At 46.7% G+C, this 14927-nt stretch carries 13 protein-coding genes; 8 read left to right on the top strand and 5 right to left on the bottom strand.

Annotated features, from left to right (window positions below):
• The first annotated feature begins 182 nt into the window (after positions 1–182).
• The 6 genes from IEY09_RS04680 to IEY09_RS04655 all read left to right on the top strand — a co-directional run bounded on the left by IEY09_RS04680 (position 183) and on the right by IEY09_RS04655 (position 7408).
• Positions 183–1328, top strand: coding sequence for an HDOD domain-containing protein (locus IEY09_RS04680; protein WP_055648508.1), 1146 nt, complete (start codon positions 183–185; stop codon positions 1326–1328).
• A gap of 55 nt (positions 1329–1383) precedes the next feature.
• Positions 1384–2295, top strand: a complete 912-nt coding sequence (locus tag IEY09_RS04675; RefSeq protein ID WP_188870060.1) for an alpha/beta hydrolase — start codon at positions 1384–1386, stop codon at positions 2293–2295.
• Between the two features lie 308 nt (positions 2296–2603).
• Positions 2604–3821 carry an aspartate aminotransferase family protein gene (locus IEY09_RS04670; RefSeq protein WP_188870058.1) on the top strand — a complete coding sequence of 406 codons (1218 nt, stop codon included), beginning with the start codon at positions 2604–2606 and terminating at the stop codon, positions 3819–3821.
• A 127-nt stretch (positions 3822–3948) separates the two neighbouring features.
• A complete protein-coding gene (gene astA, locus IEY09_RS04665) occupies positions 3949–4968 on the top strand; it encodes an arginine N-succinyltransferase (RefSeq protein ID WP_188870056.1) in 1020 nt (339 codons plus the stop codon).
• Positions 4969–4976: 8 nt separating this feature from the next.
• A complete protein-coding gene (gene astD, locus IEY09_RS04660; RefSeq protein WP_188870054.1) occupies positions 4977–6440 on the top strand; it encodes a succinylglutamate-semialdehyde dehydrogenase in 1464 nt (487 codons plus the stop codon).
• Positions 6441–6604: 164 nt separating this feature from the next.
• Positions 6605–7408, top strand: a complete 804-nt coding sequence (locus IEY09_RS04655; protein WP_047539775.1) for a DUF1338 domain-containing protein — start codon at positions 6605–6607, stop codon at positions 7406–7408.
• A gap of 144 nt (positions 7409–7552) precedes the next feature.
• On the opposite strand, the gene IEY09_RS04650 is transcribed toward IEY09_RS04655, so the two are convergent.
• The 4 genes from IEY09_RS04650 to crp all read right to left on the bottom strand — a co-directional run bounded on the left by IEY09_RS04650 (position 7553) and on the right by crp (position 10598).
• Positions 7553–8881: an ATP-binding protein gene (locus IEY09_RS04650; protein ID WP_188870052.1), complete on the bottom strand. Its 1329-nt coding sequence runs from the start codon at positions 8879–8881 to the stop codon at positions 7553–7555.
• Positions 8878–9552, bottom strand: a complete 675-nt coding sequence (locus tag IEY09_RS04645) for a response regulator transcription factor (RefSeq protein WP_037414152.1) — start codon at positions 9550–9552, stop codon at positions 8878–8880. The genes IEY09_RS04650 and IEY09_RS04645 overlap by 4 nt, the downstream gene beginning before the upstream one ends.
• Positions 9533–9880 carry a PepSY domain-containing protein gene (locus IEY09_RS04640; RefSeq protein ID WP_037414150.1) on the bottom strand — a complete coding sequence of 116 codons (348 nt, stop codon included), beginning with the start codon at positions 9878–9880 and terminating at the stop codon, positions 9533–9535. The genes IEY09_RS04645 and IEY09_RS04640 overlap by 20 nt, the downstream gene beginning before the upstream one ends.
• 82 nt (positions 9881–9962) lie before the next feature.
• Positions 9963–10598: a cAMP-activated global transcriptional regulator CRP gene (gene crp / locus IEY09_RS04635; RefSeq protein ID WP_011070954.1), complete on the bottom strand. Its 636-nt coding sequence runs from the start codon at positions 10596–10598 to the stop codon at positions 9963–9965.
• 421 nt (positions 10599–11019) lie between these two features.
• Here crp and IEY09_RS04630 point away from each other — a divergent pair, with 421 nt between their 5' ends.
• Positions 11020–11799, top strand: coding sequence for a tetratricopeptide repeat protein (locus IEY09_RS04630; RefSeq protein WP_037414147.1), 780 nt, complete (start codon positions 11020–11022; stop codon positions 11797–11799).
• Positions 11800–11867: 68 nt separating this feature from the next.
• Here the strand turns inward: IEY09_RS04630 and thpR are convergent, their stop codons facing one another.
• Complete coding sequence (gene thpR, locus IEY09_RS04625; RefSeq protein ID WP_188870050.1) at positions 11868–12443, bottom strand: RNA 2',3'-cyclic phosphodiesterase; 576 nt, start codon at positions 12441–12443, stop codon at positions 11868–11870.
• A 171-nt stretch (positions 12444–12614) separates the two neighbouring features.
• Between thpR and IEY09_RS04620 the strand changes: the two genes are divergently transcribed.
• Entirely contained in the window at positions 12615–14801 is a 2187-nt protein-coding gene (locus IEY09_RS04620; protein ID WP_055648512.1) for a putative bifunctional diguanylate cyclase/phosphodiesterase, read from the top strand.
• The last annotated feature ends 126 nt before the right edge of the window (positions 14802–14927 follow it).

Here is a 14927-nt window from a genome sequence, read left to right as displayed (position 1 = left end):
AGGCCTCAATATGAGGCCTTTTTGTTGCGTGGATTTCGGCGCGAGTGAATCTAATCAGGGTTGTAAAATAGTCACTTGTTTGCTTATTGCCAAGAGGTAACCTATATGCTGAAATTGCAATGTTTTTAACGATTTTAGCGTATGCGCGCCACTTAGCACGGGCGAGATAGGAAAGGTAAACTGTGGCGATATCGGTAGCGGGCGGCGTCAGACCTGGCAAAATTTTAGAGATAGAACATAGGCTCTATCAGCAACTTATTCTCGGTAAACAAAAAGCCAGTCCTACTCTATTGGATGATTTAGACCAAGAGCTTGAGGCTGATGCTAATAAACTCGATGTAGAGCGAGAGGCGATACTGTCACGGCTACTTAAACAAATTCAAGCTCGAGAAGTATTTGAGGCCATTTCAAAGCAACTTATTGACACAGTGAATAATGCTATTGAGCATCAATTAGCTTCCCCTGAGTTAGTGCTAGCCAAGTCGGATATTAACGAATCGCAAGTCCTGCTACTTGAATTACTGCTGGCTAAAAATCTTGATGCCACAAGATTAAGACCTTTAATCAGCAATTTAAGCTGGTTATGCCGCGATTTAACCAATATGGTTAATAGTCCTGCATTTCGGGCGCGTCGCCCGCAGAGTTCCGATGTACGCGTCACCGATATCAAATTAGTGATGAATTACATTGGCATCGAAAACCTGCGCACTATTATTCCTTATTTTTGCCTGCGTAATTGGCTGCCCAGTGGCAACGCTAAGTTACTCTGGACCACCCGCAAGTTGTGGCGCTATAGCATTGTCAGCGGAATAGCAGCGAATGCGTTAGCGCAGCTTCATAATACTGACTCAGCACTCGTCTATAGTGGTGCATTAATGAATCAGTTGGGCACTTCAGTCGTGCTGAGTCTTAGTGCGCGTTTATTTGATAAAACTTGGGGCAATTGGATCCGTGAGGCAAGCTCAAGTCGAGATAAAGAAGTGTACGATGCTGTTATTGCCACCGAATTCCCTGCTAAAGTGGTTTTTGAGCAAGTGTTAGCCCATGGACATAAGCTTAATTGGCAACTATTAGAGTTACTTAAGTTTGAACAGAGTCCATTAACTCAATTGCTTAAAGAGTTGGACCAAACCTTAACTTACCGCGAACTCTCGATGCCGGCCGCATTAGTGGCACGGGCGAATTGTTATGCTAAGGTGCTGTTGCTTGAAGAGATGCGCCAAATCGAGCCGCAGGAAAAACGCTTAATGTTCGATTATTACGAGCTCAGCGAGCAGGAAGTGCTGCGCCTAAAAGCACAAAATTATCGGAAGTTGGATCTGCTGTAATCTGCATGCCGTTCCCATCGGTGTCGAATTGCGGCACTGATGTGGAGAACGGAAAATGCCAAGCTGGCAAGCTTCTGTATTAAATACTATTTTATCCTATGTGGCACGGCCATCGATCAGCCGAGGTAAAGCCAAACTTCCCCTAAGCCAAGTACGGCAACGTTTATTAGAGCTGGATAAGCGCTGGTTGCCATGGCCTGAAAAGCTCGTTACGGCTTCAATTCCCTTACAACATTCCACACTACTGCATTACGTGCTGCTCAATGACATGCCGCGTTTGGGCAATCTATTTTACATTCGTGGCGGCGGATTCTGTTTTAAAACTCCCCATGCCCACGCAAGACTGGTGGCCGATATCAGCGAACGTTGTCGCCTCGATACGTTTATCCCTGATTATCGTTTAGCGCCAGAGCATCCGTATCCCGCGCCCTGTGACGATGTACTCGAGGCATACCTGCACTTAATTGAGTTGAAAGGCAGCGATAACCTAGTGCTGATGGGCGATTCTGCTGGCGGTAATTTAGCCTTAAGTCTGTTGCTCGAACTTAAAAAGCGCCATCTGCCCATGCCTAAAGCCTGTGTGTTGTTGTCTCCAGCGCTGGATTTAGCGATTACCGGCGATACCGAGCTGATTTTAGGCGCGGATGACCCGTTTTTTACCATTGAGTCGCTATTACGGCTGCGCGGGGCGTATCTTGCTGGGGCGAATCCTATGTCAGAACGGGTTTCACCTTTACAGGGGAACTTGGCAGACCTGCCACCACTCTTAGTGATTGCCGGTACGCGTGAGCTGCTTTTACAGGACTCAGAACGACTGGTTATGCAAGTTAAGGCTAGTGGTGGCGCGGTAGAATCGCGTTTTTATCACAACATGCCCCATGTTTTTCCCCTGTTCCATCTGTTGCCCGAAGCGCTTGAGGCGAGGGAACAAATTGCGGATTTTGTGCTTTCACAGCTGATTCGTTAAAATTGTGTAGTTATTCATATTCGGTGAATAGCTAGCAAAAATAGAGGTAAATAACTTTTTTTCTGACTAAATATGCTAAATGCCTCTGGCGTAAACGCTTGTATAGTTCTTAAACTGCAATCTTTATGCACTTTGGCATTAAGCATGGTGAATGTTGTTTGTGAAAAACTGGTATTTTGATCACAATTTCGCTAATAATGGCTATTAATAGACACAAGCATACCCTGTATCACTAACTCAAGATAAAGATACGTTGGGGACTCAGACGGCTCCCGATGCCGTTACATTTAAACAAAGGATGAAGAAGAATGAGCGTTGATATGAAGTTGAATCGTGCCCAGTTTGATGCGGTTATGGTGCCTAACTATGCGCCTGCTGCCGTGATCCCAGTACGTGGCGAAGGCAGCCGTGTATGGGATCAAGAGGGTAACGAATTTATCGATTTTGCTGGCGGTATTGCAGTAAATTGCTTAGGTCACTGTCATCCCGCCTTAGTGAATGCCTTAAAAACCCAAGGTGAAAAATTATGGCACCTGTCTAACGTAATGACCAACGAGCCTGCACTCGAGCTGGCCACTAAGTTAGTCAATAGCACTTTTGCTGAGCGTGTCTATTTTGCCAACTCTGGCGCCGAAGCCAACGAAGCGGCACTGAAATTAGCCCGTCGTTATGCTTTAGAAAAATACGGCGTAGAGAAAGATGAAATCATCGCCTTCGATAAAGCCTTCCACGGTCGTACTTTTTTCACTGTGAGCGTTGGTGGTCAAGCGGCCTATTCCGATGGTTTTGGTCCAAAACCGCAAAGCATCACCCACTTACCTTATAACGATGTTGCGGCATTAGAAGCGGCCGTATCGGATAAAACCTGCGCCATCATGCTAGAGCCGCTGCAAGGTGAGGGCGGTATTATTAATGCTGATCCTGCGTTCCTCAAAGCGGTGCGTGAACTGGCTAATAAACACAATGCACTGGTGATTTTCGACGAAGTACAAACCGGTGTTGGCCGTACGGGTGAACTTTATGCTTACATGGGCACCGACATTGTGCCGGATATTCTGACCACGGCTAAAGCGCTGGGCGGTGGTTTCCCGATCGCAGCTATGCTGACGACCGCAGAAATTGCTGAGCACTTGAAAGTCGGTACTCACGGTTCAACCTACGGTGGTAACCCATTAGCTTGCGCTATCGGCAACGCGGTATTAGATGTGGTTAACACGCCAGAAGTCTTGAATGGTGTGAAACATCGCGAGCAGTTATTACGCGATGGTCTGAACAAAATTAATGAAAAATATCATGTTTTCTCTGAAATTCGCGGTAAAGGCTTGCTGTTAGGGGCGGTCCTTAATGAACAGTACCAAGGTCGTTCACGTGACTTTTTAGTAGCGTCTGTTGCTGAAGGCTTAATGAGCCTGATGGCGGGTGCTAATGTGGTACGTTTTGCTCCTTCACTGGTGATCCCTGAGGCAGATATTGCAGAGGGCCTAGCACGTTTTGAGCGTGCTGTGGCGAGCATCGCTGCTGCCTAAGCGACCAAAGGAGTGCTGAATTTTATTCGCACTCCTTTTTTGTCAGGGAATACTTGCGTGTATCTATCCTGTCTTTTTTAAGATAGGCGCCTTGATGCACAGCAAGCTTAAGTGAGGAGACACTAAGATGTTAATCATACGTCCTATTAAGGCAGGCGATTTTGAATCTCTATATCAAATCGCCGAAGAGTCTGGCCATGGCTTTACCTCATTGCCAGTCAATGCCGATTTGCTTAGGCATAAAATTGCCCGTGCAGAAGCCTCATTCGTTAAGGTGGTTGATAAGCCCTTCGATGAAGGCTATTTGATGGTACTCGAGGATACCGCGACCCGCGAAGTGGTTGGTACTTGTGCCATTGAAGCCGCAGTGGGTATGGAGGATGCCTTCTACCACTATCGCCTCGGGACAGAGGTTTATCATTCTGAGCAAATCGAAGTTCGCAACGAGGTCGAAACCTTAACCCTGTGCCACGATTACACTGGCGCTGCTGAGCTTTGTACCCTGTTTTTACGGGAACCCTATCGTAAGGGGAATAATGGCCGCATGTTGTCACGCAGCCGTTTTCTGTTTTTAGCTCAACACGCTAAGCGTTTTGGCGAGACTGTGATTGCCGAAATGCGTGGTGTGAGCGATGCCGATGGTCATTCCCCCTTCTATGGTTGGCTGCAAAAAAACTTTTTAGGTATTGATTTTGTTCAGGCCGATTACCTGTCGGGTCTAGGCAAAAAAGCCTTTATGGCGGAGATGATGCCCCGCAACCCCGTGTACGTTTGCCTGCTGCCAGAAGAAGCACAAAAAGTGATAGGCGAAGTGCACACCAATACCCGTCCAGCCTTGAGTCTGCTTCAGGCCGAAGGCTTTAGATGCCGTGGTTATGTGGATATTTTCGATGGTGGTCCAACGGTGGAATGCCGTCTCACAGATATCCGCGCCGTGCGTGAGAGCCGTCTGCTGACTGTAGATATTGGTGAAATGCCTGAATCTGATAAGCAATTTATTATCTCTAACACTCAATTAGCCAATTACCGTGCGACCTCCGCTTGTCTTGCTGTGGATGACAAAACCGAGCAGGTGGTAATTAGTCCAGAACTCGCCGAGGGTTTGTTACTCGCAAAAGGCGATCAAATCCGTATTTTGGCAATGTAGGAATGCAAATGACACATTTTATTAAAGGCCAGTGGCAAGCTGGCAAGGGTCATGATGTGACCTCTAGCAACCCAGCAAATGGCGAAATTATTTGGCGCGGCCAAACGGCGACAGCCGATCAAGTCAACGCTGCCGTCGATGCCGCCCGTGAAGCTCAGTTCGATTGGTTTATGTTAGGTTTTGATGCGCGTCTAAAGATAGTTGAAGCTTATCGTAGCCAACTCGAAGCGAACAAAGCCGAATTAGCCGAAACGATCGCTCAGGAAACCGGTAAACCCCAGTGGGAAACGGCGACAGAAGTTGCTGCCATGATTGGTAAGATTGGCCTGTCGGCAACGGCTTATAACAAGCGCACCGGCACTGAAGCCAATGACACGCCAGCAGGGCGCGCCGTGCTACGCCATAAGCCTCACGGTGTGGTTGCTGTGTTTGGGCCCTATAACTTCCCAGGGCATTTACCCAATGGTCATATAGTGCCAGCATTGCTTGCGGGCAATACCGTGGTGTTTAAGCCCTCTGAATTGACGCCTAAAGTGGCCGAGTTAATGGTCTCTCTCTGGGAAAAAGCGGGTCTGCCCGCGGGTGTAATCAACTTAGTCCAAGGTGAAGTCGATACGGGTAAGGCGCTGGCGTCGCACCCACAACTCGACGGGCTGTTCTTTACCGGCAGTTCTCGCACCGGTCACCTGTTGCACCAGCAATATGCGGGTCATCCAGGTAAGATCCTCGCCTTAGAAATGGGCGGTAATAACCCGCTGATTATTAAAGGCGTGGCCGATATTAAAGCCGCTGTGCACGATATTCTGCAATCGGCCTATATTTCATCAGGCCAGCGTTGTACCTGTGCCCGCAGGCTCTATGTTGAGCAAGGCGAGCAGGGCGATGCCTTAGTAGCCAAGCTGGTTGAAGCGGTGAAACAGATTAAAGTCGGCCCTTGGAACGCGCAGCCACAACCATTTATGGGCTCAATGATTTCCGAAGCGGCAGCGAAAGGTATGGTGGCGGCGCAGGCTAACTTGCAGAGCTTAGGCGGCGTGTCGCTGGTTGAACTCACTCATTTGCAGGCGGGAACGGGCTTAGTCTCACCCGGGCTTATCGATGTCACAGCGGTGAGCGAGTTACCCGATGAGGAATACTTTGGACCATTGCTGCAATTAGTGCGCTACAGTGATTTTGACCAAGCGATTAAGCTGGCTAACCAAACCCGTTATGGCTTATCCGCAGGTATCTTGGCCGATAGCCGTGATGATTATGAGTATTTCCTTGCTCGCATTCGTGCGGGGATTGTGAACTGGAACAAGCAGATCACTGGTGCTTCGGGTGCTGCGCCCTTTGGTGGCGTAGGCGCTTCGGGTAACCACAGGGCGAGTGCATTTTATGCCGCAGACTACTGTGCTTATCCCGTTGCCTCCGTTGAGGCCGATGCGGTGAGCCTACCTGCAAGTTTAAGTCCAGGGTTAAGTTTAGAGTGACATCATTGAGGAAGAACCTAGGTTCTTCCTTTTTCATTACAAGCAGTAACGTTACTTGGGCTGCTACTGAGCGCCGTTGTGCAGCAAGTAGCTAGGGTCGTTACATTGAGTGCGAGCGGCAAAACAATACGCACTATAGTCGCAGCACAATAAAAGGAGTTTTTATGCACACAGATATCAATGCGTTATTTGCCGCCCTCTGGCAAGACTATATTCAAATGACCCCATCTGCGGCCAAGGTGCACGAGCTACTTGGACACGGCAAGCCGATTATCAACGACCATATCGCTCTGCGTACTTTTAATATCGCTAAGGTGAATTTAGCCGTATTAGCAGAGCACTTTACTTCTTTAGGTTATGTGGCCTGCGGTGACTATAAGTTTGAACAGAAAAAACTGGTGGCAAAGCATTTTGAGCACCCAGATGCGACTCAACCTAAGGTGTTTATTTCTGAGCTATTGGTGGAAGAGTTTAGCCCATCACTGCAAAGCACTATCCAAGGCTTGATTGCCCAAGTGGATGAGCAAGCGACGAAAGCGGATAACTTTATCTATTCGGGTCGTCATTGGACGCTGGATGCTAAAACCTACGAGACGCTGCTCGAAGAGAGTGAATATGCGGCTTGGGTTGCAGCTTTTGGTTACCGCGCCAATCATTTTACGGTTTCTATCAACCACCTAGAGGGTTTTGATACCTTAGAGTCGGTAAATGATGCACTCAAGCAAGCGGGTTTTGTGCTCAATAGCTCAGGTGGCGAAATCAAAGGTTCACCAGAGGTGTTACTGGAGCAATCATCGACCATGGCCGATAAAATCGCTGTGGTATTTAGCGATACAACGGTTGAGATCCCAAGCTGCTTCTATGAATTCGCCCTGCGTTATCCAAAGGCGAATGGTGAGCTGTATACCGGCTTTGTGGCCGCATCAGCCGATAAGATTTTTGAGAGCACCAACGCGAAAAAAGCCTAATAAATTAGGTTGTTGCTGACTTAATCTCAAACAAAAACGCCATCAATTGATGGCGTTTTTTATGGGTGGCACTTAGAGCAAATAGCTAGGACAACAATAGTTAGCTCAACACATGTTCGCTAAACACTCTTAGCTAAGCACTCGTTAGCCAAAGACTAGTTCAATACTGAGGCCAGATAAGTGGCTGCTGTGTTTAAACTTAAGTTCAATGCCATATTGTTCGGCAATTTCCTTCACTATCGATAAACCTAGGCCATGGCCCATGACGGATTCATCAAGCCGCGTGCCCCTTTGGGTGAGTTTATCGAGTTCGTCGTCAGCAACACCTGGGCCATCATCGTCGATGCTAAGGCAGAGTTTATTTTGTGCCTTCCACAGTTTTACCGCGACTTGACTGCCCGCCCATTTAAAGGCGTTATCGAGCAAATTCCCTAAGAGCTCCATACCATCTTCCCTATGAATAGGCAGGCGCTGGATACTAGGATCGAGCTCAAAGTCGCAGTTGATGTTTTTGCTTCTGTGCACTTTGTTGAGGGTATTGGCGAGGCTGTGGAGATCCCTCGGTACCACTAACTGGGCGGCAGGTAACATATCACCGGTGATCCGCGCCGCCGCAAGTTTACGCTCGACCATTTTATGGATAGCGTCGAGTTGCTGTTGCAGCGCCATGGCGGTATCGGGATCTTTTAGCCCCAAGGCTTCTACCTGTTGCTGCATCACTGCCAGTGGGGTTTTGAGCCCATGGCTTAAGTTGCCTAAGTTATTGCGGCTACGCTCAATTTGCTTGGCGGTGTATTCCAATAACTCGTTGTAGGTCTTCGCCAGCGGTTGCACTTCGGGCGGAATGTTATTCAGCTCTAAGGCGTTAATTTCGCCTTCTTGTAGGCGTGACAGTGCATGTTGGATCTGTTTTACGGGTTTAAATGATTGGCGCAGGATCAGGAAGATACCAGCGATCATGGCCACTAACATGGCGAGGTTAACCCCAAGCTTAGTGCCGTAGACTTCACTAAATACCCGCCGACCAATACTCAAATCTTGTGCGACAGTAAGCGTAGCGGTCACATTGGCACTGCTGGAATTTAATCCAAGAGATAACAACTGCATATCATTATTTTTAGGTCCCTTTGCTTGCCAGACACGGGTTTGGTTTGGCGCTAAAGGTTCGATATCGAGCTGCATATCCCACAGGGAGCGGGAGCGGATCACTTCATTGGGCAGGTTTAGCTGGAAATAACGCCCCGAATAGGCGGGGCGGTAGAAGCTCGACAGTTGGCTCTGATCGATGTGGATTTCCCCATTATTGAAATGGGTTGCCAGCATAATGTGTTCTAAATCTTCTTCTAAGCGATTGATAATCGAGTCGTGAAACGCTTGGCGCAGCATGGACTCAAATAATACGAGTCCAACTACTGTGCCTAATACCAATAAGCCCGTTAACCATAAACTGAGCTTAGTGCGAATCGAGATCATGCAGTCACGCCGTGGAAGATATAACCTTGACCGCGGCGGGTTTCTATCGCAGTTTTACCGAGTTTTTTGCGCAGATGAGTCACGTAAACTTCAACCACATTACTCTCTTTCTCGTCGTCAAACTGATAGAGTTTGTCCGTCAGTTGAGCCTTAGATAACAGCTTCTTAGGTGACATGAGGAAGATTTTTAACAGCCTGAATTCCATGGCCGTCAATTCATATAAATGCTCGCCAACGCTGACGGTTTGTTCGGCTTCATCTAAGGTGACGCCGCCATAGCTCAACTGTTTGCTGGAATTATTTAAACGGCCATGGGCGCGATGAATAAGCGCTTGGATACGCGCTAATAGCTCCTGTGCGTGGAAGGGTTTTCCTAAATAATCATCGGCACCGGCATTGAAACCTTCGACCTTTTCATGCCATTGGCTGCGGGCGGTTAACATAATAACAGGGGTGCTAATGCCTTGATTACGCCAGCCTTCGAGTAATTCCAGCCCATTGCCATCGGGGAGACCAATATCTAAGATCACGCAGTCGTATTGGGTTTCTTTAACGAGGTAATCGGCTTCAACCGCTTTATCAGTAATATCGGTAACGTAGCCAGCCTGTTTGAGTTGTTTCTCCAGTTCGGAGACCAACATCGGATTATCTTCAACGAGTAGCAGTTTCATGTTTTCGACATTCGCTCGGTAGTGCGGTGGAGTGTTCAAGTTGACCGTTGGTGGCATCAATACTCAGATTCACTATTTGGCCGCGTTGCACTTTGATTTGCAAATCATAGCGCCATTTATGATCTTCTTGATAGAGATGTGCGTCAATTAGTTCACCTTGGCAGAATTGATTGACCACGGCTAGGGTGCCATTGAGTGATAGAATTTGCCCAGAGTTGACTAAAGCCTTGGCTTGATAATGTTCTAATTCAATCGGTTCGGCGTTAATTATTGTTGGATGCACCAGCGTAAACAGACTGAAAAAACAGATAAATAACAGCCGTTTCATTTATGCTCCCCAATAAAAAATGGCCTAGATTTTATGCTAGGCCACTTTAATGAAACAGGCTTAAATCAAGCTGAAGTCTAACTTAACGGGTGCCATATACCACAATGGTTTTACCGTGTGCTTGAATGAGATTTTGTTCTTCAAGCATCTTTAAGATACGACCCACAGTTTCGCGGGAACAACCAACGATCTGACCAATTTCTTGGCGAGTGATCTTAATTTGCATGCCGTCTGGGTGAGTCATGGCATCAGGTTGTTTTGCTAAATGCAACAATGTTTGGGCAATACGGCCTGCCACATCGAGGAATGCTAAATTACCGACTTTCTGGCTAGTGCTCTGTAGGCGGTATGCCATTTGAGCCGAAAGCTTCATCAGAATTTCGGGGTTAACTTGGATTAATTGCTTGAACTTCTTGTAAGAGATTTCAGCAATTTCACATGCTTGTTTTGCACGAACCCAAGCAGTACGTTCAGCTTGTTCTTCGAACAATCCTAACTCACCGATAAAGTCGCCTTGATTAAGATAAGATAGGATCATTTCCTTACCTTCTTCATCTTTAATCAATACCGCAACAGAACCTTTTACGATGTAATAAAGGGTATCTGAGTCTTCACCAGCATGGATCAAGGTGCTTTTAGCGGGATACTTATGAATGTGACAGTGTGATAAAAACCATTCCAAAGTTGGGTCCGGTTTTGGCTTACCAATCAGAGCCATGTCGATGTTCCTCGATTGATTAAAACGAAAGTAAGAATATTCTAAATAAGCATTTTACGTCAATTACACCCATAAAAACTTGATGGACATCTTAGTTTAGAATGAGTGAATAAATGCAATTAACCAACTAAAATTAGAGCTTATTTTGCTACTTTAGTGATATTAGTCAACTAAATCGGTGTCAAACTCACTGGATTCACTTAACTCTGTAGAGTTAATCACATCTTATAAAGGCTTTTAAGGGTTTTTTGTGAGTAAAATAATCGTAAACCTTAGTGGCCTGACATTGTGAGTCGAGCAATTTAAAAATCAGCGGTGATTTTTCCCTTTATTTAAGGTCAATTGAACCTATTTAGACTCGACTTATGGGGTTAATTCTGGCTAACTTGGGGACGCGGTTGTTTTTCGAAGAGGTTACCACGTGAAATACAGACAATGGGTTTTCGGTGCAGGATTGACTTTATCCGTTGGATTAAGTTCTGCTGCATACGCATTTTCTATCCCGCAGCCCGCAAATGAAATTGCGGCGAGTAAATTTGTGCATATTCAAGTTCAGGCGGAGCAAGGTGATGCCGATGCGCAATTTTTACTGGGACTGATGTTTCTCTCTGGACGTTATGTGCAGCAAGAAGTGCCATCAGGACTGCACTGGATAACTCTCGCCGCCGAGCAACAACACGAAAAGGCGCAGCAAACTTTGGCTGATCTCTCCTTTGAAGGCCAATTGATTAAACGAGACTTAGCTGTGGCCGAGCGTTGGTATAAGGATATGGGGGAGCGTGGTAATCGTTGGGCACAGTTTCGTTTAGGCTTTATTTACGCTTCGGGTGGTGATGGCGTTAAGCGCAATTGCGGCAAAGCGGTAGAGCAATTTTCCCGTGTTGGCGATGATATTGCCCTTGGCAATGTGGCTTGGATTCTCGCAACTTGCCCTGAGGCCGAATACCGTGATGGCAATAAAGCGCTTCAGTTATCTCTACAGCTCCTTAAGGTCAACGAAAACGATCCCACTAATCTCGACAATTTGGCCGCGGCCTATGCGGAAGTGGGCGATTTTGGCGCAGCCGTTTCGACGCAGCAAAAAGCGATTGCAGCTTTGAAGATGACGGCTGAAGCGACTAAAACCGATGAATTTAAGCAGCGTTTACATAGCTATGAGCAGAAACGCGCCTACCGTGAGACACTGCGTTTGCTCGATTAAACCCGTTAGTGTTTTATTATCTTTATCAGCCCGAGCTATGCTCGGGCTGATTGTTTCTGACGTTTTATTTATTGGGCGGATTCAGGCTGTTCGAGCGGCCAAGAATGTAAGATGTGATATTCCATCCCACGATTACCGCTTGAAGAAAGGTACAAATGAAGCTGTTCGGGAGCGAGCGTTAGTTCAGTTATTGGTGTATTCGCTAGATCTTTGAGGAGAAGTTCGTTATCAAAGATGCTCAATGACTTGGCTTTTCTAAACAAGCTGATATGCGGTCGAAATGGATGTTCGCTCTGATGCAATTGCAACTGCTGCGCTAAATCTTGCGCCTGCGATGCCAATAACGCCAACGCAGGGCTAACCCTATCTCCCTTTAAACAACATACCTGTGCCTTGGGCCAAACGGCGAGCTTATCCAGTTGTACAGTAAATCGTGGCCGATACAGTTTATCAACGGCTTCGAGCAGCAGTGTCTTTTGAGACTGATTGGCTAAGCCTAAAAAAGCGAGGGTGAGATGAAAATTCGCTTTGCTTACGGGTTTTGCATGGGGCGTTAACTGTTGTGCTAAGCATTGCTGCAATTGCAGCAGTGGCATGCGTTGAGTCTCATTAAGGGCGAATCCAAGAAATAGTCGTTGTAACACTCTTTATCTCCGCTACCTGCTCAAATGCCAAACATAAGCTATGCTTTTGTTTGGTAATACAGAAAGGCCCGTGGTCATTATTCATCATCGGCTTTCGATGACTTGAATTTGTTTCTGGGAAGTGTAGCAATAATACCTTAAATGGAATTGTAGGTAAGGAAATCCCTTTTCATGTCAGATGGTTTAGCAAATTCACTCCAACAGGCATTAGTGACGATTTTTAGCGAAACGCCGCTAGAAACCCTAGAGCAAAATGTTGATAGAGCATTAGAGGCGATTACACTTCAGTTGCACTGTGATGGGGTGTTTGTGCTAACGGGGAGTTTATCCCTCGACCATTTACGCACCCGTAATTTGTATTTAAAACCGCAATTTAGCCAGGGCCAGCAGACTCGCGTTTGGCCGCTTGCGCGTATGCCTTTTTTTCGCTCCCTTGTGAGAAACCCCAAGCTGCTGAATCTACCCGATGTGAATACATTACCGCCAGAAGCTCAGGCGGAGCGGGCATTGTTACGGGATTGGGATGTCAAAAGTCTACTGGTGTTACCCCCCGTCGTATTTGGAGAAACCCGTATTGCCCTTGGGGCGGTAAATTGCTCCGAATGCTGTGAGTGGACCGAGGAGTTTATTCAGGAGTTTCAACATGCGGCTGTGATGATTGGTTCGGCGATGGAGCTGACTCGTATCGCCCATGATATGTTAGCGAGTGAAAACAAATATCGCGAAGTCTTTAATCAATTGCCCTTGGCTTGTGCTTTGCTGGATAAACAAAATCAACTGACGATGCTGAATAAAGTGGCGCTGCAAACCTTGCCAGTGCAGCATGGATACGATTTATTCAGCATGGTGCGCGATGAAGAGCACGCGATGCTCTCCGATACGTTGCATATGGTGCGTGAAGGCGTATTAGGGCAAGCTTGGTGCGAATTGCCGCTTAAATCGCTGCATCAATTAGAGTGGTTAAGGCTCAGTTTTAGTCAGATCCACGGTGATAAGGACACCCTGGTTATGATTGCCGAAGATGTGAGTGAAAAGTATCGGCTGGCCGATGAGCTCTCTTTTCATGCTAACTACGATGCTCTTACCGGATTGCCCAATCGGCTGCACTTTGAGGCATTACTCGATAATTTGCTGCATAGCAAAGATGATATGCCTACCTGTGTTGCCTTTATCGATGTCGATCAATTTCAAGTGATCAACAATGTTAGCGGTCATCAAGCGGGGGATAAGTTACTGTGCCAGTTAACATTGCGGCTTAAACAACTGGTGCGCAAGGGCGATATCGTTGCTCGGCTTGGTGGTGATGAGTTCGGTATTTTAATGCATTACTGCAATGTAGATTCGGCGCAGCATATTGCTAAGCGGATTTGTACTCAGTTAGCAACCCACGAATTTATCTGGGAAAACCGCTGCCACAATGTTAGCGTCAGTATGGGGATAGCTAAGTTCGACAGGTCGGCCTCTGATATTTATACCGTGATGAGTCATGCTGATGCGGCCTGTCGACTCGCCAAAGATAAGGGGCGAAATGGCTGGCATTTATACAGTGCTAAAGATCCTAAAATGACTCGTCTTTACACTGAAATGATGGCCTCGGTAGATATTGTTAGTGCCCTCGCGTTAAATCAATTTGAGCTTTATTTTCAAAGTATTGCACCACTAAATTGCGAAGAGCCAGGATTACATTTAGAAGTGCTGCTCCGTATGGTGCAGCCCAATGGCAACATTGTTTCGCCAGCAATTTTCCTACCTGCCGCTGAGCGTTATAACTTGGCCGCCAAAGTCGACTTGTGGGTCATTGATAATCTACTGAAGTGGGGGAGTAGCCATTTAGCGATTTGGCAGCAATTGGGGCTGGTATCCGTCAACCTTTCGGCGACGTCTTTGGGTGATAGCGAGTTTATGAATTGGCTTGAAATGCGGCTAATGACTGAACCTGAGTTGGTGGATAAACTCTGCATTGAGATCACCGAAACCGCCGCCGTAAGCCAATTAGATCAAGCAACTAAATTGATTGAAGTGCTTAGGCCATTAAATTGCCAGCTCGCACTGGATGACTTTGGTGCGGGATTTTCAAGTTTCGCTTATCTAAAACGTTTAAATGTGGATTACGTCAAAATCGATGGTCAGTTTGTTATCAACCTGTGTGACGATGATGCGGATCAAGCAATCATCAAAGCCATCTGTCAGCTCGGACAAGATATGGGATTTGATGTGGTAGCCGAGTTTGTTGAATCGACAGAAATTGGTTTAAAATTAAAGAGCTTAGGAGTGGATTATGCTCAAGGTTATGCGATTAATAAACCCGCGCCATTGCTAACATTAACCTCTGGATTGGCCGAGCCTTGGCTGCTGTAACGGCAGTTATCCTTCATGTGAGTTTTTATACTTCTGCAATTCTTAATTTGTAAGTGACTCATTTATCACTATTTACCTTAATGTGAGCCCATGCAACTTAGGCTGCGACAGATTGTCGCGCCAAGC

Origin of the sequence: Shewanella xiamenensis, assembly GCF_014647135.1 — a bacterium.
GTDB lineage: Bacteria > Pseudomonadota > Gammaproteobacteria > Enterobacterales > Shewanellaceae > Shewanella > Shewanella xiamenensis.
This window is presented reverse-complemented; position numbering and strand designations above follow the sequence as displayed.